Here is a 20,338-nt window from a genome sequence, read left to right as displayed (position 1 = left end):
ACTAGTCATTCTCCTTTATTTTATCCCTAAGTTTTAATAAACTGCTTTTTACTTCTTTGATTTCTTCTTCTGTTAAATTTTTAAATACTTTATCAAAACTCTCATTAATTTTATTTTTATATTCTTTTGCAAACTCTAATCCTTCATTTGAAAATGTAACATAAGTATTTCTCTTATCATTTTCTAATTTAATCTTTTTTACATATCCTAATGACTCTAACCTAGTAACTATTCCAGATACAGTTCCTTTAGATAAAGACATCTTTTCACATAATTCAGATATATTAACTTTTTTATTATGTGCTATTAACTTTATAACCATAATTTGTTGATGTGTAAGTCCCACTTCCTTTAAACCACAACTTACTGATCCAATAGTACTTGAATATATCTCCTTTATTAACATTGCAATCTGAAATGAATCACTCTTCATTTATTTTCCCTCCAAAATCTAATTATTATATCTTAATTTTACTTTTTTAAAATTTAACGAACTTATTAGAAATAATATGCCTGACATAAACAATGCACCTCCTAACCCCATATAAAATGTTCCTATATATATAGGATTGAATATACCTAAGTTTCTTACACTTATTCCTAAAAAAATCATGAATCCCATTATAAAGTAGCTTCTAGCATCAAAGAATGAAAATATACAATGCCTCTCTAATTCACTAGTTACAATTCTTTTAGTGTGCTTATTATACATTTTGTTAAATACAAACTTAAAAAATATACCAAAAATAATAGCAGCAAATATTAAATCAACAATGAAATTACCATTATTATTATTTACATCACCTATTCCTAAAATTAATACTCTAAACCCTGCAAAAGACCAAACTGATCCTGCTATCAGTAATAAAATCTTTTTTTCTACTTTTAAAAATCTATCTAAAACTTTCATAAGTTTTCCTCCTTAAAACAGTTTGCATTGAAACTAAATGGTTCCTATGCAAACTATTTTACTACAAAAATAAACATTGTCAATAAGATCTATTAAATAGGAATTCTTTTCTTAAAATATAAATAATAATTTAGAAATTAGTATTTAATAACTAATTTTTTCTCAAAATTTATATTTTAACATTAAAACCTGTGCTTCACTCATTAACTCTGCAGCTTCCAATTTAAAATATATACTTAATTTCTTTATAATATAAAATTCTATATACAAAAAATAAGGACATATCAAAACAAAATATTGATACATCCTTACTTTAAATATATAAATTTTATAAACTAATATGGCTGATTTACATTATGATATTGCAGTATAAAAATAAGCTTATGTTGGAAACTATTTTAAAAATTTATAAATTAAACTCTATACTACAATATCAACAAATTATAAAATTTTATTTTACTAACTCTTTAGAAACTTTCTTAATGTTTTCAACAGTTAATCCATACTTTTCTAATAATCCATCTGGATCTCCAGATTCTCCGAATACATCATTAACCCCTATTTTCTTAACCATAGTCGGATGGTTATCGCAAACTACACTTGCTACTCTATCACCTAACCCACCAATTATTGAATGTTCTTCAACTGTTACAATTCCCTTTGTTTCTTTAGCTGCTTTTATTATTATTTCTTCATCTATTGGTTTAATGGTTGCAATATTTATAACTCTAGCATTTATACCTTCTGCTTTAAGTTCTTCAGCTGCTTTTAATGCCTTATGAACCATTATTCCAGTTGCAACTATTGTTACATCATTTCCTTCAACTAAAGTAGATCCTTTTCCTATTTCAAAATCATAATCTTCTGTATATATATCATCTAATGCAATTCTTCCTAATCTTATATAAACAGGAGATTTAATTTCAGCAGCTGCTTTAATACATTTGCAAGCTTCAATATCATCAGCTGGTGATAAAACTACCATGTTAGGTAATGATGCCATAAGTGCGATATCTTCTATTGCTTGATGCGATCCACCATCTGGACCTACTGTTATTCCTGCATGAGTTGCAGCTATTTTAACATTAACATTTGGATAACACACTGAATTTCTTATTACTTCAAATGCTCTACCTGCTGCAAAAACTGCAAAAGTAGTAGCAAAAGGTATTTTTCCACCACTGGCAAGACCTGCTGCCATACCAATCATGTTTTGTTCAGCTATACCAACATTAATAAATCTATCTGGATGTGCTTTTGCAAAAATTTCTGATTTAGTAGCTTTTGAAAGATCCGCATCTAATACTACTATATTTTTATTTTCATTTCCTAATTGAGCTAAAGTTGCTCCATATGATTCTCTAGTTGCTCTTTTCATGTGCTTTCTCCTCCTACTATTTACTTAATTCAATTATAGCTTGTTCTTTTTGTTCCTTTGATGGAGCCATACCATGCCATGCAACGTTGTCTTCCATAAAAGATATACCTTTTCCTTTGATTGTATGAGCTATTATAACTGTAGGTTTTCCTTTAACTTGTCCTACTTTATTAAATGCTTCATCTATTTCATCAAAATTATGTCCGTCACATTCTATAACATTCCATCCAAAACTTTTCCATCTATCCCCTAATGGATCTACATCCATTATTTCTGATGTTCTTCCATCTAGTTGTATTCCATTTTTATCAACAATGGCAACTAAATTATCTAATTTAAATTTAGCAGCTGCCATAGCTGTTTCCCAAACGATTCCTTCTTGTATCTCTCCATCGCCTAAGACAACATAAATCTTTTCACTTTTATTATCCATTTTAGATGCTAAAGCTAATCCACAACTATTTGAAAATCCTTGTCCTAAAGATCCTGTAGAAATTTCAACACCTGGACATTTCTTTGCATCAGGATGTCCTTGTAAAAATGATCCTAATTTTCTTAAATTCTTTAATTCTTCTCTTTCAAAGAATCCTCTTTTAGCTAGAGCTGAATATTGTGCTGGTGCAGCATGACCTTTACTTAAAATAAATCTATCTCTACCTTCTAATTTAGGATTTTTAGGGTCTATGTTCATCTTTTCAAAATATAAATATGTAACTATATCTATTATTGATAAAGATCCACCTGGATGTCCTGAACCTGATTCATAAATCATTTCAATAATATCTTTTCTTAATTCTTTTGATATATTTTCTAAATGTTGCTTATTCATAGATTGTTACCTCCAATTTTATATTTGAAAAAATGAGGAATTAAATTCCTCATTTTTTTATTATATATTTATTCTTTTTTTATGCTTCTTTTTTCTTGCTTACCATTGTTAAGCCTATCATTATAGCAACTATTCCAAGTAATGTTGCAGTTAATCCTACTCCTCCAACAAACTCTTGAACTTTACCAAGGAATATACCAACTATTCCAAAGTCACCATCTGAGAATGTTGAGTTAGCAAAACCTAAGTTTCCTAGTACAGGTAATAATGCTACTGGTAAGAATGAAATCATAACTCCATTTACAAATGAACCTATCATAGCACCTCTTCTACCACCTGTTGCATTACCAAATACTGCTGCAGTAGCTCCTGTAAAGAAGTGAGGAACAACACCTGGGATTATGATTACTAATCCTAATGCTCCTAATACTAACATTGATACTACTCCACCTAAGAATGAGAAGATAAATCCTAATAATACAGCATTTTGTGCATATGGGAATACTATAGGACAATCTAATGCTGGTTTTGAATTAGGAACTAACTTAGTTGAAATTCCTTTAAATGCAGGAACTATTTCATTAAGTACTAATCTAACACCATTTTGGATTAATATAAATCCAGCTGCGAAAGTTAATGCTTGAATCATTGAATAAACAATAAAGTTCTTTCCACCTGATAACTCTGTTTCTACAAATTCTGGACCTGCTGCTATAGCAACCCCAACATATAATACTAACATTGTAAGTGAAATTGAAACCACTGAATCTCTTAAGAAACTTAGAGATTTAGGAACTTTCATTTCTTCTGTTGATTTTGAACCTTTTCCTACTAATTTACCAATTATAGCTGATACTGCATAACCAATTCCTGAGAAGTGACCTAGTGCAACAGAATCATTTCCTGTAATTTTCTTCATGAACGGTTGTAATATAGCTGGTGATAAGATCATTATAAGACCTAATGCTAATGAACCTGTGAAGATTAAGTGAGCTCCACTCATTCCAGCTGATCCTAATATAACTGCTATCATACATGCCATAAATAATGTATGATGACCTGTTAAAAATATGTATTTATACTTTGTAAATCTTGCTATTATTATGTTAGCTATCATACCAAAAGTCATAATTAAAGCTGTGTTTGTTCCAAACTTGTCCATAGCCATTGCTACTACAGCTTCATTGTTAGGTATAACCCCTGATATATTAAATCCAGCTTCAAACATAACTCCAAATGGTTGTAATGATCCAACGATTACGCCTGCTGCTGATGCTATAACTACAAATCCAACCATTGCTTTTAATGTAGCTTTTACTATTGCATCAGCTGGTTTCTTTTGAAGTACTAATCCAACTAAAACTATAATACCTATTAATACTGCTGGTTCTGATAAAAAGTCTACTGCAACCTTTAAAATACCACCCATTATAATTCCTCCTAAGCTTAATAATTTACATATTTATTTTTTGGTAAAGTGGTAATTTAAATTACCACTTTACTTGTTTTAAAGACCTATTTTTTCTTGAATCTTTCTCTTTAATTCATCTCTATCTAATAAAGAGTCTAAAACTATAAGTTCTGGTAAGTGACTTGCACTATCTGCTAAATCTATTCCTGTTACAAATATATCTGCATCTGATGCTGTTACGTCAGCTAAAGATGTGTGATTTGCTTCATATTGATCATCTACTCCTAATTCTCTTAATACATCTGTAATGTTCATTTCCACCATAAAACTTGATCCTAAACCTGATCCACAAACTGCCATAATCTTTTTCATAATTAAAGTACCTCCTTGATTTCTTTTTCACATTTTGAATTTATTATTATATCTAATTTTTCTTTATTCATACAAACTTCTGCAATTTTTCTTAATAAATCTAAGTGTGAGTCATTGTCTTTTGCAGAAAGTGTAAAAAACACATTTATTTCTTTTCCTAAAAAATCTACTGGACTGTTAAGTTTTACAACACTAACACCCTCTTTTAAAGTTCCATCTTCTGGTCTTGCATGCGGCATTGCTACCCCATCAGCTATACAAAAATATGGGCCAAGATCTTCTATCTTTTTTAATATAGAATCATAATATCTTTTTTCCACAATTCCGTTTTCTTCTAATATATCGCAAGAAAGCTTTATAGCTTCTTTATAGTCCTCTACTCTATCAACAACTTTTACTAGCATTTATATTACCTCTCCTAAGTTATACTTTTTATTTCATCATAGTTTGCTGCATTTTTAAGTTTTTCTATATTCTGGTCTTTTGTAATTATTTCTAATAAGTTTACTAAATTCATATTCTCAGTTTTATTTGCTAATACAACCATAGCTTTAACTGGAACTTTGTTCTTACTGCCAAATTGTATCTCTGATTTAAGAGTTAATAATGCCATAGAATTTTCTAAAACATTATCTGGTGTAGCATGAACAAATGCTACTTTAGGTATAAATACCATGTAATTACCTAAGTTCTCTATAACTTTTATAATTTCTTTTGAATAATCTTTAGTTATCTTATTTTTATTTACTAATGGTTTTGTTGCTACTTCTATAGCTTCTTTCCAGTCATCAATATCTACATCTAATTGAGTAACATCTTGTGGTAATAACTTAATTATTTCACTTTCATTATCACTCTTAACTAAATCTATTAAATACTCACAATTTTTTTCATAACGTTTATTGTAAATTTCAGTTTTAATTTTATCTACATCGCTATTATCTAATAATGGGTTTACTTTTATAACCTTGTATTTATCCGCTTTAACTGGAATAGTGCTTACTATAAAGTCTATATCTGTATTTTCAAGTTCTTTATCAAGATCTTTTAATCTACATACATTTTTTATTTCTAATTCAGGAAGCATAGCCCCTATTCTTACTTTTAAAAGACTTGATGTTGCTAATCCTCCATTACATACTAGTAAAATTTTATATGTAAATTTAGATTTTATATTTCTCTCAAATATAGCATCAAAGTACATTGCCATATATGCTATTTCTTCTTCTGGGAACTTTACACCTATGATGTCTTCTTTGCTTGATAGTATAGTTTCAGTTATTTGGTATATGAAAGACATCTTGTATTTTATTTCTTCTAACATAGGATTTTCTATAACTAAATTGTTTTTTATTCTATGAATTGCTACTTTTAAATGCATTGCTATTTGGCTTGTAAATTCTAAATCATTACTACAGTCTATATTAAGAGTTTTGCAAAGTTCATCTAATATTTCTTGTGTTATATTATTTACTTCTCCTCCAACAGCTCTTCTAGATCCATCAGATATTTTCAATAAATAACATATTTCTAAATCATCTAAACTTAAGATTTCTTTTAAAACACTAAATTCTCTTCTTCTTATTAAACTGCTTTTTTCTTTTTCAGAATAATCAATTTTGAAATTATTATTATATCTATTTATTGATAGTAAAGTTATAATCTCTAATTCTTCTATTGATTCTTCAGAATATACTGTGCCTATGTTTTTTTCTACTTTCTCTATTTTTTCCTTAATAAAAGAATTTTTTAAGTTTGTTTCTTGCATTAATCTCTTTTTAATATCATGTTTCAGCTCATCACTTAATTTACTATATATACTGAAGAAAACATTTCTTATCTTTTCTTCATTGTCATTTATAGTTATTCCGTAATATGTTTTCTTTGAAACCTGTATATTATATTCTTCTAATTTAGCAGTTACTAATTTAAAATCTTGAACTAATGTATTCTTACTAACATCAACATCCTTAGCTAACTCTTCTATTGTCACTTTACCTTTTATAATTAAACTCAATATAATTACTGTTATTCTGTCATCAGAAGAATAAACTTTATAATCTTGTTCATTTATTACTTCTTGAATATTTTGACCATTTTTAAGAATTAATTTAATTCCTACTCTTGGCTTTCTTTCGAGAATTATATTTGATTCTTTCATTAAATCTTCAATAGAGTCTAAGTCATTCCTAATTGTTCTAGAACTAACTTCAAAAAACTTAGCAATACAATCAATTGTTACATATTCATCTTTTGATTCTAAAAAATTAATTATATCCTTCTGTCTCTTGTTAAGTGTAATCAACTTTTCCCTCCTCAAGCTACCTTATGTCATTATTGTAGTCGGTTTCATTAGTTTCTTCTATACCAATTTACTTCACGAATTGTGGCAACTTTTATAATATATTTAAATTTCAGTTTATACTTTAAGTACTTTTTATATTTTATTATATAGAATTTTGTCATTAAAATTTGTTTTTTGGAATCATAATTATACGATTTGTACTAAAAACAATATTCTATTAAACCAACAAATCTGTTTAATATTTATATTATTTTAATATTAATTAGATTTTATTAATATAGAAAATGGATACATCCTATTTAGTTAAAAATGATGTAGTGAATTAAAATATATATTGAAATTTCCCAGGAAATTTTTTCCTATTATTGATTTTCAATTTTTAATTTTTAAACTGTATTTCGGCGTAGTGTAATCTATGCCTAAGAAGTGTATATTTAAAACAGAGCCGATTTTTTAAATAAAATTATATACATCGTTATATAGCAAAAAAAGCTATAGAGATGTTTCTTATCCCTATAGCCTTCTAAAATTTAAGATTATTTTCTTAAGTGTTATTGTTAAAGCATAATCAAATAAATAATTAAAAACTTAGTTTTACTACTATTTATATTACTATTAAATTTCTAAAATTAATACTTGATATCCTTGCAATGTTATTTTCTTGTCTTCAACATTTACTGTTTCATAATTATTAATTAATACGTTCTTATAACTTGATAGTTCAATTACTTGTTCATCTCTTTGATAATTAGCTACTAACATTAACTTCTTATCTAAGCTCTCTCTGTAAAAAGCAAAAATATTATTATGCTCTTCTAATGCTGGCTTAAACTTACCATATACTATAGCATCTTTAAATTCATCAGATTTTCTTAATTTTATAAGCTTTTTATAAAAACTAAGCACTGAATTTTCATCATCAATTTGTGATTCTGCATTAATTGATTTATAGTTTTCATTAACTTTAAGCCAAGGCTCTCCTTCTGTAAATCCTGCATTCTTGCTATCATTCCAATGGAATGGTGTTCTAGCATTATCTCTACTATATTTATTTACAATTTCTAGTGCTTCTTCATTATTATAGCCATGTTCAATTGCAACATTATATTGACCTATTGTTGAAATATCATCAATTTCTTCTATTGAATTAAATTTATTATTTGACATTCCAAGCTCTTGACCTTGATAAATAAAAGGAATTCCTCTTAACATAAGTGATATAGCTGCCAACATCTTTTTACTATAATCATTACACTCTTCAGTAGGAAGATATCTGCTTACCCCTCTTGGCTCATCATGATTTTCAATAATATTTGCTTTAAATCCAATATCAGCTGTTTTTATTTGGCTATCAAAAATCGCCTTTCTTAATTCGTTTGGAGTAAAATCTCTATAACCATACCAACCCTTTTCATTTTCTCCTAGTATGTTCATACTAAAATCAAACATAGAAGAGAAATAACCATCTTTGCCTATAAATTTATAAAGCTCGCCTTCTTTTTCATTAAACACTTCTCCAACTGTAAAAGCATCAAACTTATCAAAAGTTTCTTCTTTTAATTCTTTAAGCATATCCCCAACACCTTCAGCTGCATCTAACATATTGTGCATACTACAAAGTCCATCTTCTCTATCAGATGGGAAATCTTCAAATCTTAAATCCTTCTTTATATTAATAATCGCATCAATTCTAAATCCAGATAAACCCTTTTCAAGCCACCAATTAATCATGTCATATAATTTCTTTTTTAGTTTAGGATTTTCCCAATTTAAATCTGGTTGCTCCTTTGCAAATAAATGAAGATAGTATTTATTGCTGTTAGGTATCTTTTCCCATACACTTCCACCAAAATATGAACGCCAATTACAAGGTGGATTTCCATCTTTACCTTCTCTAAAATAGAAATAATCAGCAAATTCTCCCTCTGGATCTTCTATTGCTTTTTTAAACCATTCATGTTGATCTGAACAATGATTAACAACTAAATCCATTAATATATGCATATCTCTTTTCTTAGCTTCCTTTAATAATTCATCCATATCTTCCATTGTTCCAAATCTAGGATCTATATTATAATAATCAGAAATATCATATCCTTGGTCTACCATTGGAGAACAATAAACTGGAGAAATCCAAATTATATCTACCCCCAATTCTTTTAGATAATCAAGTTTATTAATAATTCCTCTTAAATCACCTATTCCATCTCCATTAGAATCATTAAAACTTTTAGGATATATTTGATATGCTACTTTGTCATGCCACCATTTTTTTATCATAATTATATTTAGTAAGAGATTTAAATATTTAAATTCATATAAATCTCTCACTAAAATTCACCTCCTCATAAGACTCTCGTTGTTTTACTATAATTATATAATACAATCTTAAATTTGAGTTTTCTTACGTATTAATGATTTAAAGTTACGTTTTTATGACTTTTTATTACCAAAATCTTTTCTGTATTTCATTGGATTTATTCCTGTATGCCTTTTAAATACCTTAATGAAATTCCCCATATTGTGAAATCCACACTCTAGACATATATCCATGACTTGCCTATTAGTTTCCCTTAACAGTTCTTTAGCCTTCTTTATTCTATATTCATTAACATATTCCATAGGCGTTTTACCAATCATCCTTTTGAAAAAACGGCAAAAGTATTGTTCATTCATATTAATTTGCTTAGCTAAATCTTTTATATGTATCTTTTCTGAATAATTATTTTGAATATAAGAAATAGCTGTTTTTATATAATCTACTCTATAATCTTTATTGTTATCATTCTCTTTTATAAGCAAATTATTTTCATATAGTATTGCTAAAATTTTTAATAAAGATGCTTTTATTTTTATTTGTGATGATAATTTTTCTGCAATATTACCTTCTGGATTTTGTGATATTTGTCCACTTATTTTATATGCGTCTAAAATCTCATAATACTCTTTTAAAATTTCTTCTCCATATTTTTCTTTCTTAAAAATAAAATGTGGCATCTTTAATTCACCATTTAATAATGGTTGAATTAATGAGCCTTGTATAGAATCAAACATATCAAAACTAAGCATTTTTAAATCAAAAACAATAGCACTTTCTTTGCACGGGTGATTTGATTTGATAAAATGAAGCTCCTCACTATTGATAAAACAAATAGCTTCTTCATGTACAACATGCTTATCCATATCTATTTCTACTTGAAATTCACCTTTTTTCATGTGAATTAACTCTAATTGATCATGCCAATGGTGTTTCACGATTAAATCTTCCGAATCACTTCCTGTATAGTAAAATGCACATGGAAAATTTACAGTTCCATGCTTTTTAATTTCCTTAAGTTGATTTTTTTCCATAATCTAACCTCTAACCCAAAATATAAATTATTTTTTTCACTACTTTTTATATAATTTTACCATATAAAAATATTTTAAATTTAGATTACTATAACATTAAATCAATATAATTATCTAATATAAAATTCTTTAATAGTATTAATTAAACTCTATAATATTAAATTTTTGTATAGTTGTTGCAATAATAAAAAGAGTAGTTATTTGTTTTAAAATACATTTGAAATATAATGCATTCTAAATCTAAAAACTACTCTCTCTTTTTTAATGTTATTTATTTATAACTGTTTTAGACATTTCAATCATTTGATCTTTATCAACATCATCATACCCCATATTCATAATGCTATATTGAATACCATTTTCATACCATCTTACAAATTGTGTATTAGATTCACTAATTTCATCAGCTCCAAATCCAATTTGCAAAGTTCCCTCTTGAATTAACTTTGATTCTTCTTCTGATTCTACGTAATCTACTGGTACAGCTTTATATTTAAAATTGTTGTAATATACCTTGATTCCATTGTACTCAGTAATATCTTTTTTATCTTCCGAATCTTTATTAAAATATTCTTCACTAATAGGTGTTGCTTCCAAAAATAAACTTTGATCTTTTCTAGCACCATCTTTTTTATAGCTGAAATTTGCATCTTTAGTTTTTAAAACTGAATCACCATTATCATTTTCTAATGAACTATCTGAAAAGTTAAATGATTCAAACTTAAATCCATTTGAAAATTCATCTACATATTTAGGACAATAGCCGACTGTTTTTTTAACTACATCTTCTGTTGGAAACTTATTAATTTCATTCATTCTAGAACTGCTTGAATTCCAGTGTAATCCTCCTGTTGCTGCAACACAAGTTGCAGTTGTTGCTATAAATAAAAGGCCTACTACTATCATGGTTTTCGCTTTTAAAAATCTAATTTTCATATTAAATAACACTCCCCTATCTTTTTCCTCTAAAATTCCAGCTCTAATTTTAAAAAACATATTTTCTGGAGCTGAAATTTCATCAGATTTTTTATTTAAACAATCTATAATTTTTTCATCTATGTTTTCATTTAATTTTCTGTCCATTAAACTTCACACTCCTTTGCTTTTGATATTTCACACTTTTTATCTTTTGATAAGGTTTCTTTTAATTTTTTTCTTGCAGTATAAAGCCTTGATTTTATCGTTCCCTCAAAGCATCCCATAATTTTTGCAATTTCCTTTACAGTTAATCCATTAAAATAAAAAAGTATTATCACTGTTTTTTGCTTTAAATCCAAATGCTCAATTTCAGCATGAAGTGTTTCTGCCTCTTGGTCTCTTATATATATATCAATTGATTTATCAATACTTTCATCATTTGCTTTTTCAAAAATATTTTCAAAAGGCAAAGCTTTTTTCTCTTTACCTACATGTTTCCAGGCAATTCTTGTTAGAATCTTAAAAAACCATGGTTTAAATTGTTCTATATTTTTTAGACTCTTAGCACTTAAATAACATTTTATAAATGCTTCTTGTACAATATCTTCACTAGTAAATTTATTACCTGTAATTAAATATGCATATTTTAATGATTGACTTTTGTATATTTCAAATATTTCGCCTAAAGCGTTAATATCACCAGACTGGATTTTTTGAACAAGTTCTTTTTCACTCACTTTTATATCTCCTTCCTTAAAGGCCTCTCTAGATGCATCTATATATAAGAGACTTTAACTTTAAAAATGGTTCATTTATAATAAAAGATTTTTTTTAATATTTTTTTAACTTTATATATTCATCTTACTTATAGTCTATTAAAATAAAATAAGACTTTTAAAACAAATAAAAAAGCGCTCTTTGATTATAAAATGTATTTAAATCATAGAGTACATTTTATTTCAAAGATAGCACTTTTAATTATATAGCTATAAAATTATTTTTATTGCGTATGTTATGTATTCATTATTATATAAATAATTTAATTATTAATATAAACAATGCTGAAAATATTGCTGTTATTGGAATAGTTAAAAACCATGCCCAAACTATTTGTTTCGCTACTCCCCATTTTACATTTTTAAATCTTTTAGATGCTCCAACCCCCATTATAGTTGTTGTTATTATATGTGTTGTACTTACTGGTGCATTAAATAATGTTGCTGTTAATATTACGCAAGCAGCACCAGTTTGAGCTGCAAATCCATTTACAGGAGTTAATTTTGCCATTCCACTTCCCATAGTTTTTATTATTTTTTTACCACCTATAGAAGTTCCAAGTGCCATTGATAATGCACAAATAAAAATTACCCATGTAGGCACTTCAAATGTACTTATTAATCCACCACTTAGTAACGCCATAGTTATTATTCCCATAGATTTTTGCGCATCATTTCCACCATGATTGAATGCCATAAATGCGCCAGCTAATACTTGTAATTTTAAAAATATCTTATTCACAACAGTTCTCGTATAAGACTTTAATACAAAATTTAATATTATCATTAATATATATCCAACTATAAATCCTATCACAGGTGAAAGAAATAACCATAAAATTACGCTGTGAAAAAGGTTGTACCAATTAACAACATTAAGAGTACTAGTATATGCAATTCCCGCTCCTACAAGTGCTCCTATTAAGGCATGAGATGAACTACTTGGAATTCCAAAATACCATGTTAGTAAATTCCAAATTATAGACGAAATTAATACACACATTATTACCCATTGTGGTATAGATGCATGGCTTACAATGTTCTCGCCAACTGTTTTTGCAACTGCTGTTCCCATAAAGGCACCGAAAAAATTAAATATACAACATATTATAATAGCTTGTTTAGGGGTAAGTGCCCTTGTAGTTATTGAAGTTGCAACTGCTGTAGCTGTATCATGGAAACCATTTATAAAGTCAAATGCTACTGCAAAAATTATTATTAGTATTGTTACAATTAACGAACTATGCATTTTTAATTACAACTCTTTCTACTATATTAGCTACTTTTTCACAATTATCCACTGTGTCTTCTAAAATCTGATAGATTTCTTTCCACTTTATAATTGTTATAGGATCTCTCTCATGTTTAAATAATTGCTGTACAGTTTTTCTAAATATTTTATCTGCTTCACTTTCAATTTTACTTATATTCATGATTTTAGTATTTATATTTTTAGATTTACAGCCATGTATTTTTAACTCACTCATTAAAACTACAAGTTCTTTAGTAGCTTGTACTAACATATTACATATTTCTCTTAATTCTTCTGTACTTTCTGTTATATCAAACATTATAAATCTGTGAACTGTTGAATTAATGGAATCTAAAATATTATCCATTTCTTTTATGATTTCATATACATCTTCTCTGTCTATAGGTGTTATAAATGCATCATTTAATTCTTTAATTAAAGTGCGAACTAATTCATCACCAATGTTTTCTAATTCTGATGTATTCTTTACTTGTATCTCTCTCTTATCTAAACACTCCAAACTTTTTCTCAATTCAATAGCCGCTTCATTAACAATTTCAGCTGATTTTAATAACATCTGGTAAAATTTATCTTCTTTACAATTAAAATTAAACATTATTTCATCTCCTAGATTAATATAAAAATATTATATCTGATTTTAACCCCAAAATAATTATATTCCTTTTGTGGTAAATTTTTAAACTGGTTTGAGTAAAATTTTAGAAATTTAACATAGATTTAATATTTTATGTAAAGTATTTAACTTATAAACGCTAATAAGAGTCTATTATTTTGTATGTAAAATAATTACTTTTAAGTTTATTTATTATGTATTTTTATCCTAAAAAATAATAAATTAACTAATTATTTACATAATAACTGGTTTATTTTATTATTACCATAAATTATTTAATATAAAAACTAAAATTCAATGTCTAAATTTGTGGTAAAAAAATCCTTAAATGATACTTGCTAGAAATTTAAATCTGTAGTATCATTCAATTGTGGTAGCAATATTAACCATAATTGAATAATATTTTATAGTAAGAGAGTTTATTGATCGCTATTTTTAAAGATGCATTTTTTGCCTTTATTAATAGCGCTTTTTTAATTTTATTATTACGAATTAAATGAAAACGTTTAGGAGTGGTATTAATGAAAAAAACACGTAAATTAGTAGCTTTAGCTACTGCATTAGTTTTAAGTGTAGGTCTTGTTGTTTGTGGACAAGTGAGCTGTAATGCAGCAACAATCTCAGCTTCAAGAGAAGCAAATCAAAGTATTAATAAGTCTGATAAAATAATAATTGCTCATAGAGGAGCTTCAGGTTACTTACCAGAACATACTTTAGAAGCATATTCTTTAGCATATGCAATGGGAGTAGATTATATAGAAGCAGATGTTAATATTACTAAAGATGGTGTTCCAGTAGTAATGCATGACACGCATCTAGATACAACAACTAATGTAGCTGAGCTTTATCCAAACAGAAAACGTGCTGATGGAAGATACTATATAGTTGACTTTACTTTAAAAGAAATTAAAAACCTTACTGTGCATGAACGTATAGACCTTGATACAGGAAATGCTGTTTTCAAAGATAGATTTCCTCTAGGAAGTTCTCATTTTGAGGTACCTACTTTAGAAGAAGAAATTCAATTAATACAAGGACTTAACAAGAGTACAGGACGTAATGTGGGAATATATCCTGAATTAAAATTCCCTAAATTCTATAAAGAAAATGGACATGATATTGGAGCTATCACTTTAAAAATGCTTGATAAATATGGTTACAACCAAAAAGATGCTAAATGTTATATTCAATGTTTTGACCCAACTTATTTAAAGAGCTTTAAAGAAACATTAAACCCTAAATGTAAATTAGTTCAATTAATAGGTCATTCAGATTGGGAAGATAATGAAGGCGATGATGTTCCATACATGCTTTCTGCTAAGGGATTAAAAGAAATTGCAAAATTTGCTGATGGCGTAGGCCCATGTACAGATCAAATATTAGATGAAAACGGAAATCAAAAGAAGAGTGCTTTAGTTGCTAATGCAAACTTTGTAAAAGATTCACATGCTAATAATCTTGAAATACATCCATATACAGTGCGTAAAGATGATCTACCAAAATACGCTAAAGATGCAGACCAATTCATTAGAAAATTATTATTTGAAGTTAATGTAGATGGTTTATTTACAGATTTCGCTGATATCGGAGTAAAGGCTAAAAGCGAAGGACCAATTAAATAATTTAAATAAATGTTTATACTTTAGTCACGTATTAATCCATGTATAAGTATACCTGAACAGGCTAAATAAAAACAAGTTACCGATAGTTTAGGTTTTTCTTCTAACTATCGGTAATTTTTATATGTATTACAACAAACTTATCATATACTTATATTCTATCTAGCTTGTTGAGTTCTACCACTTTGTCTCTTTCCTTGCTGACTACCATTGCCTTGGCTTCTTCTTTTATCAGCATACCAATTTCTTCTTGGTTTTTTATTAGCATCAGTAGTCTTCTTATCTGCTTCTTTCTTTTGAGCTGGTTCTCTAGTTATAACTATTCTTTCAAATTCAACATTCTTCATTACAGGAATGTTTTTTCCTATTGTCTTTTCAATATCCTTAAGTGCACTTTTTTCATCAACATCACAAAACGATATTGCTACACCACTATGTCCAGCTCTACCAGTTCTTCCAATTCTATGTACATAAGTTTCTGGTACGTCAGGTAAATCATAATTTATAACATGTGATAATCCATCTACATCGATTCCTCTTGCAGCTATATCAGTTGCTACTAAAACCCTTATTTTCCCCTCTTTAAAATTGCTTAAAGCAAGTTGTCTTGCATTTTGAGACTTATTACCGTGAATTGCTTGAGACTCAGTTCCAGTCTTAGCAAGATCTTTTACAATATTATTTGCTCCATATTTTGTTCTTGAAAATACTAATAATGACTTAATAGATTCATCTTTAAGAAGATGAACAAGTAAAGACTTCTTATCTTTCTTTGTAACAAAATATACTCCTTGAGTAATAGTATCTATAGTTGATGAAACAGGTGCTACTTCAACTTTTACTGGATCTTTAAGAATACTGTTTACTAAGCTCTTAACTTCTGAAGGCATAGTCGCAGAGAATAAAAGATTTTGTCTAACCTTTGGTAACTTAGCTACTATTTTCTTAACATCACGAACCATTCCCATATCAAACATACGGTCAGCTTCATCTAACACAAAATGTTTAACATTACTTAAATCAATATATTTTTGATCTATTAAATCAAGTAATCTACCTGGTGTTGCAATTAAGATATCTACTCCCTCACCTAATATTCTAGTTTGGGGTTTTTGTGATACTCCACCAAAGATTACTGTATTTTTAATATTAGTATGCTTACTATAAAGAGTAAAATTCTCTTCTATTTGAATTGCTAATTCTCTAGTTGGCGCTAATATTAAAGCTTTTATTGTTCTTGGTTCATCTGATTTCTTTTGATTTTTTGCTATGTTTTGTAAAACAGGAATAGCAAAAGCTGCTGTCTTACCTGTACCTGTTTGTGCACATCCTAGAAAATCTTTTCCCTTTAATAATGATGGAATTGATTGTTCTTGTATTGGTGTTGGATTTGTGTATCCCGCTTCTGTTAAAGCTTTCTGAATTGGTTCTATTATATTTAAATCTTTAAATAACATCTTTTCTCCTTTTTAGGGCATTATACAAATTCACTGCCCTCATAAATTATATTATTAAAATAAACTCTTATATTTATTTCTTTACAAAAAACAAAGAAAGACACTAGCTATATGTAAGTAACAAACCCATACTTATAGCGAGAGTCTCTCATAATTATTATACAATTATTTTAGTAAAATAGCATCATTTATTTATAATATCCTCAGAAACAATAAAAAACTTTTATTGAACTAATGTCAGATTTTATCTTTACTAATTACTGATATGGTATATTTTTTAATTCTATAGAATCAACTACTTTTGTAGTTTTATCAAAATAAATTTCCATCTTTTGACCATATTCCCCAATATCGCTTGTAAAGTAATTAACAAAACCAGCTTCATTCATATAATCTACTTTTGGCTTACCATATGCATTTATAACATCATCATAAGTTGAATTTAAAGTAATACCTTTAGGTAATACAACAGTGTTCTTATAAGGTTCTTTACTTTTTTTAATTTTGATTTCACCAATTTTAGCATCATCTAACTTCACTGTTGTTCCACTATTATTATAAATTGTTACCCTAATTCTAGTATCCTCACCTTTTTTTCCATCATCCATTATTATATCATCTACATAATAATCATTTTCTAATTCTTGTGACTTATGATCATAATCATTAAATTTAAATCCATTATCAGCCAACGTTTTTACATTAATAGGCAACGATAACTTGACCCCATTCAAGTTAATATCTCCAGATAAAGGATCTTCTTTCATTTGTTCTGCATATGTTTTTGTATCCTGATCTGTTAATTCTTTTACTTTACTGCCTCCACTACACCCTACTATTAATAGAGTGCAAATTACTCCGCAAAAAAAGGCTATTACTTTTTTTTCATTTGCTATCTACCCCTTCTTAAATTAGTATATATTTTTATTCCGGAAACAATTATACCACAATAATGTATATATTACATATTATATGTAATATATACATTATTGTGGATTTTAGTTGGTAATTTGCCTTACTATTATATCTTAAGATATTCTCTAATTTTTGTTCATAAAAGTAGCTTTAACCAAGTAATATCTACAAAATTAGGTGTCAACTTAAAGCTGACACCTATTAACCATTTTGGACTTATCAAAGAAATAAAATAATAATTTATTTCTTAGTACCTTTTTCACTAATTTTTTCTAGAGCCTTTTCTGGAACATTATGCTTTTCAACTACATTGGTATCTAATTCAATAGTTTTGCTTACATCTACTTTAATATAAATTCCTGGTTCATAGTAATCTTTAGCAGTACCTCGTTTGAAAAAATGAACTTCTCTTTCTTTTCCTTCTTTATTAAATCCAATTAAATCATATGATTTTCCTTTTTCTTGCTTTTCACCTTTATTATCAACTAACCATGAATCCTCATTTACTTCATCTAATGGTATTTGAGTGTAATATGTATCTGAAACAACATATCTACTATTATAGTATCCTTTGGCCCAAAATGCTCCAGATATAATGATTACTATAGCAATAATTCCTATTATTTTTTTCATAATTATTCCTCCTAAAATTCTAATTCTTTTTTTCTAAACATTATTATTGTAATAATGGTAGGTAATACAATATATACCAAAATTCCTGCTATGATTAAAAAGTCAAAACTTCCTGTTTCAATGAAAGATAATTTTTCTTTATATAAAATTATTGTATACATGAATTTAGTCAAGTCCCCAATTGAATTTATAATAAAACCTTGCCCTAAAATAGTCGCTAAAATTAGCATAACAGTCTTTGATGATAACAGAACGTAGAATATAGTACCTATCATTGCATTTTGTGAATAATAAACTAATATAGTTGACATACTGATATATCCAATAATTCTTAATGCTTCTGCGCCAACGCCTAAAATAATTGTAAATATTTCTTTACTTGATAAAGACATTTTTAAAAATATTGGAATAACTAAAATCACAATTCCCAACAATAATGCTGATAAGAGTGAAAGTATAGCCACTTCAATAATTTTTGTTAAAACAACTTTACTTCTTGAAATTCCATATCCAATGGCAATCTGCATAGACTTGCTTTTAAAATCATCATAATAAATTGATAAAAAAATAGAAAGTCCCATAACCAATGGAAAGAAACCTAAAAATGTATCTGTTTTTTCAAGATATGCATTCTGATTAAATGTTGGATTATAATATATAAAAATCATTAGTAGAAACAATCCAATAAATCCACCTAGTGTATAAATAAATGATTGCTTACGACTAATCCTACGAATATCAGCTAGAATATAATTAATCATTTTATTTTCCCTCCCACAAGTTCAAAGTAATAATCTTCTAAAGTTTTAGTAGAAGATTTTTCTGCTAAAATTTCAATATGATTTGACTTTAAAATTTCTCTAGTTCTATCTATGTCATTTACACTTATTTGGATAGTATCTGATTCACTTTTTAAATCGTCTAGAGTAATTTCACGTAATACTTTTCCTTCATGCACAATGCCAAATCTATTTGCAGTATGTTCAAGTTCACCTAATATATGTGAGGAAACAATAATTGTCATTCCATATTCCTGATTCAGTTGTTTTACCAGATTTCTAATATCTACAATTCCTTGAGGGTCAAGTCCATTTGTCGGCTCATCCAATATAAGAATCTCTGGATTTCCAAGTAATGCACTTGCAATTCCTAATCTTTGTTTCATTCCCATTGAAAAAGATTTGTATTTTGCTTTAGTAGTATTCAATCCAACTATTTTAAGGACTCGTTCTATTTCCTTCTTATCCTTAATACCTTTTAATTTACGATAATATTGTAAATTTTCTTTTGCATCAAGATAGTCAAAAAAGTTTTTTCCTATAAAGAAACCTATTTTTTTTCTATTAGTTAATAGTTCAGAATAATTCTTACTGTTTTTGATAGACAACTCTCCATCTGAAAAATCTGATAAACCAAGGATTATTTTAAAAATAGTTGTCTTACCTGCACCATTTTTTCCTATTAAACCATATATCTCTCCTTTTTTTACATGCAAGTTTAAATCTTTGGTAACATGAAAATCACCATAATATTTATTAATGTGTTTTAATTTAATCATAATAACTCCTTTATTTATTC

At 27.5% G+C, this 20,338-nt stretch carries 20 protein-coding genes; 1 reads left to right on the top strand and 19 read right to left on the bottom strand.

All coding sequences use genetic code 11. The features are described from left to right. Position 1 precedes the first annotated feature (1 nt). From RGC78_RS11410 to RGC78_RS11345, 14 genes are all read right to left on the bottom strand, one after another. Complete coding sequence (locus tag RGC78_RS11410) at positions 2-433, bottom strand: MarR family winged helix-turn-helix transcriptional regulator (protein WP_035783310.1); 432 nt, start codon at positions 431-433, stop codon at positions 2-4. Between the two features lie 18 nt (positions 434-451). Next, positions 452-910 carry a hypothetical protein gene (locus RGC78_RS11405; RefSeq protein ID WP_309556673.1) on the bottom strand — a complete coding sequence of 153 codons (459 nt, stop codon included), beginning with the start codon at positions 908-910 and terminating at the stop codon, positions 452-454. A 451-nt stretch (positions 911-1,361) separates the two neighbouring features. Continuing rightward, a complete protein-coding gene (locus RGC78_RS11400; protein WP_309556672.1) occupies positions 1,362-2,288 on the bottom strand; it encodes a transketolase family protein in 927 nt (308 codons plus the stop codon). Positions 2,289-2,304: 16 nt separating this feature from the next. After that, positions 2,305-3,117 carry a transketolase gene (locus RGC78_RS11395; protein WP_309556671.1) on the bottom strand — a complete coding sequence of 271 codons (813 nt, stop codon included), beginning with the start codon at positions 3,115-3,117 and terminating at the stop codon, positions 2,305-2,307. 79 nt (positions 3,118-3,196) lie between these two features. Next, a complete protein-coding gene (ulaA, locus tag RGC78_RS11390) occupies positions 3,197-4,546 on the bottom strand; it encodes a PTS ascorbate transporter subunit IIC (protein ID WP_252216460.1) in 1,350 nt (449 codons plus the stop codon). A 78-nt stretch (positions 4,547-4,624) separates the two neighbouring features. Continuing rightward, positions 4,625-4,900, bottom strand: coding sequence for a PTS sugar transporter subunit IIB (locus tag RGC78_RS11385; RefSeq protein WP_003373783.1), 276 nt, complete (start codon positions 4,898-4,900; stop codon positions 4,625-4,627). 2 nt (positions 4,901-4,902) lie between these two features. Next, positions 4,903-5,304 carry a PTS sugar transporter subunit IIA gene (locus RGC78_RS11380; RefSeq protein ID WP_252225724.1) on the bottom strand — a complete coding sequence of 134 codons (402 nt, stop codon included), beginning with the start codon at positions 5,302-5,304 and terminating at the stop codon, positions 4,903-4,905. Positions 5,305-5,318: 14 nt separating this feature from the next. Further along, positions 5,319-7,205 (bottom strand): BglG family transcription antiterminator, encoded by a 1,887-nt coding sequence (locus RGC78_RS11375; RefSeq protein WP_252225722.1) that lies wholly within the window; start codon positions 7,203-7,205, stop codon positions 5,319-5,321. A 615-nt stretch (positions 7,206-7,820) separates the two neighbouring features. After that, entirely contained in the window at positions 7,821-9,485 is a 1,665-nt protein-coding gene (locus RGC78_RS11370) for an alpha-glucosidase (protein WP_252225737.1), read from the bottom strand. A 153-nt stretch (positions 9,486-9,638) separates the two neighbouring features. Next, positions 9,639-10,556, bottom strand: coding sequence for a helix-turn-helix domain-containing protein (locus RGC78_RS11365; protein WP_252216451.1), 918 nt, complete (start codon positions 10,554-10,556; stop codon positions 9,639-9,641). Between the two features lie 267 nt (positions 10,557-10,823). Next, positions 10,824-11,639: a hypothetical protein gene (locus RGC78_RS11360; protein ID WP_252216448.1), complete on the bottom strand. Its 816-nt coding sequence runs from the start codon at positions 11,637-11,639 to the stop codon at positions 10,824-10,826. Beyond that, the gene (locus RGC78_RS11355) at positions 11,639-12,211 is read right to left on the bottom strand and encodes an RNA polymerase sigma factor (protein ID WP_252216445.1); all 573 of its coding nucleotides are present in this window, start codon (positions 12,209-12,211) and stop codon (positions 11,639-11,641) included. Before RGC78_RS11355 ends, RGC78_RS11360 begins: the two co-directional genes overlap by 1 nt. Before the next feature lie 289 nt (positions 12,212-12,500). Next, positions 12,501-13,499, bottom strand: coding sequence for an inorganic phosphate transporter (locus RGC78_RS11350; RefSeq protein WP_252216443.1), 999 nt, complete (start codon positions 13,497-13,499; stop codon positions 12,501-12,503). Then, a complete protein-coding gene (locus tag RGC78_RS11345) occupies positions 13,492-14,118 on the bottom strand; it encodes a DUF47 domain-containing protein (RefSeq protein WP_061280548.1) in 627 nt (208 codons plus the stop codon). Before RGC78_RS11345 ends, RGC78_RS11350 begins: the two co-directional genes overlap by 8 nt. Positions 14,119-14,657: 539 nt before the next feature. Here RGC78_RS11345 and glpQ point away from each other — a divergent pair. Continuing rightward, positions 14,658-15,758, top strand: a complete 1,101-nt coding sequence (gene glpQ / locus RGC78_RS11340) for a glycerophosphodiester phosphodiesterase (RefSeq protein ID WP_252216441.1) — start codon at positions 14,658-14,660, stop codon at positions 15,756-15,758. 155 nt (positions 15,759-15,913) lie between these two features. Here the strand turns inward: glpQ and RGC78_RS11335 are convergent, their stop codons facing one another. The 5 genes from RGC78_RS11335 to RGC78_RS11315 form a co-directional block, all read right to left on the bottom strand. Further along, positions 15,914-17,212 carry a DEAD/DEAH box helicase gene (locus RGC78_RS11335; protein WP_252216440.1) on the bottom strand — a complete coding sequence of 433 codons (1,299 nt, stop codon included), beginning with the start codon at positions 17,210-17,212 and terminating at the stop codon, positions 15,914-15,916. 257 nt (positions 17,213-17,469) lie between these two features. Beyond that, positions 17,470-17,979: a hypothetical protein gene (locus RGC78_RS11330; protein WP_309556670.1), complete on the bottom strand. Its 510-nt coding sequence runs from the start codon at positions 17,977-17,979 to the stop codon at positions 17,470-17,472. Positions 17,980-18,367: 388 nt separating this feature from the next. After that, positions 18,368-18,760: a YxeA family protein gene (locus RGC78_RS11325; RefSeq protein WP_309556669.1), complete on the bottom strand. Its 393-nt coding sequence runs from the start codon at positions 18,758-18,760 to the stop codon at positions 18,368-18,370. Between the two features lie 11 nt (positions 18,761-18,771). Next, positions 18,772-19,521, bottom strand: a complete 750-nt coding sequence (locus RGC78_RS11320; protein WP_252216435.1) for a hypothetical protein — start codon at positions 19,519-19,521, stop codon at positions 18,772-18,774. Beyond that, complete coding sequence (locus RGC78_RS11315; protein WP_309556668.1) at positions 19,518-20,318, bottom strand: ABC transporter ATP-binding protein; 801 nt, start codon at positions 20,316-20,318, stop codon at positions 19,518-19,520. Before RGC78_RS11315 ends, RGC78_RS11320 begins: the two co-directional genes overlap by 4 nt. Between the last annotated feature and the right edge of the window lie 20 nt (positions 20,319-20,338).

The sequence above is a fragment of the Clostridium aquiflavi genome (assembly GCF_031344075.1).
In the GTDB taxonomy this organism is placed as follows: domain Bacteria; phylum Bacillota; class Clostridia; order Clostridiales; family Clostridiaceae; genus Clostridium; species Clostridium aquiflavi.
This window is presented reverse-complemented; position numbering and strand designations above follow the sequence as displayed.

Excerpts from the sequence above, each read along its gene's own strand:
- RGC78_RS11410 (WP_035783310.1), bottom strand. The coding sequence starts at position 433 with ATGAAGAGTGATTCATTTCAGATTGCAATGTTAATAAAGGAGATATAT.
- RGC78_RS11405 (WP_309556673.1), bottom strand. The coding sequence starts at position 910 with ATGAAAGTTTTAGATAGATTTTTAAAAGTAGAAAAAAAGATTTTATTA.
- RGC78_RS11400 (WP_309556672.1), bottom strand. The coding sequence starts at position 2,288 with ATGAAAAGAGCAACTAGAGAATCATATGGAGCAACTTTAGCTCAATTA.
- RGC78_RS11395 (WP_309556671.1), bottom strand. The coding sequence starts at position 3,117 with ATGAATAAGCAACATTTAGAAAATATATCAAAAGAATTAAGAAAAGAT.
- ulaA (WP_252216460.1), bottom strand. The coding sequence starts at position 4,546 with ATGGGTGGTATTTTAAAGGTTGCAGTAGACTTTTTATCAGAACCAGCA.
- RGC78_RS11385 (WP_003373783.1), bottom strand. The coding sequence starts at position 4,900 with ATGAAAAAGATTATGGCAGTTTGTGGATCAGGTTTAGGATCAAGTTTT.
- RGC78_RS11380 (WP_252225724.1), bottom strand. The coding sequence starts at position 5,304 with ATGCTAGTAAAAGTTGTTGATAGAGTAGAGGACTATAAAGAAGCTATA.
- RGC78_RS11370 (WP_252225737.1), bottom strand. The coding sequence starts at position 9,485 with ATGATAAAAAAATGGTGGCATGACAAAGTAGCATATCAAATATATCCT.
- RGC78_RS11365 (WP_252216451.1), bottom strand. The coding sequence starts at position 10,556 with ATGGAAAAAAATCAACTTAAGGAAATTAAAAAGCATGGAACTGTAAAT.
- RGC78_RS11360 (WP_252216448.1), bottom strand. The coding sequence starts at position 11,639 with ATGGACAGAAAATTAAATGAAAACATAGATGAAAAAATTATAGATTGT.
- RGC78_RS11350 (WP_252216443.1), bottom strand. The coding sequence starts at position 13,499 with ATGCATAGTTCGTTAATTGTAACAATACTAATAATAATTTTTGCAGTA.
- RGC78_RS11345 (WP_061280548.1), bottom strand. The coding sequence starts at position 14,118 with ATGTTTAATTTTAATTGTAAAGAAGATAAATTTTACCAGATGTTATTA.
- glpQ (WP_252216441.1), top strand. The coding sequence starts at position 14,658 with ATGAAAAAAACACGTAAATTAGTAGCTTTAGCTACTGCATTAGTTTTA.
- RGC78_RS11335 (WP_252216440.1), bottom strand. The coding sequence starts at position 17,212 with ATGTTATTTAAAGATTTAAATATAATAGAACCAATTCAGAAAGCTTTA.
- RGC78_RS11330 (WP_309556670.1), bottom strand. The coding sequence starts at position 17,979 with ATGAAAGAAGATCCTTTATCTGGAGATATTAACTTGAATGGGGTCAAG.
- RGC78_RS11325 (WP_309556669.1), bottom strand. The coding sequence starts at position 18,760 with ATGAAAAAAATAATAGGAATTATTGCTATAGTAATCATTATATCTGGA.
- RGC78_RS11320 (WP_252216435.1), bottom strand. The coding sequence starts at position 19,521 with ATGATTAATTATATTCTAGCTGATATTCGTAGGATTAGTCGTAAGCAA.
- RGC78_RS11315 (WP_309556668.1), bottom strand. The coding sequence starts at position 20,318 with ATGATTAAATTAAAACACATTAATAAATATTATGGTGATTTTCATGTT.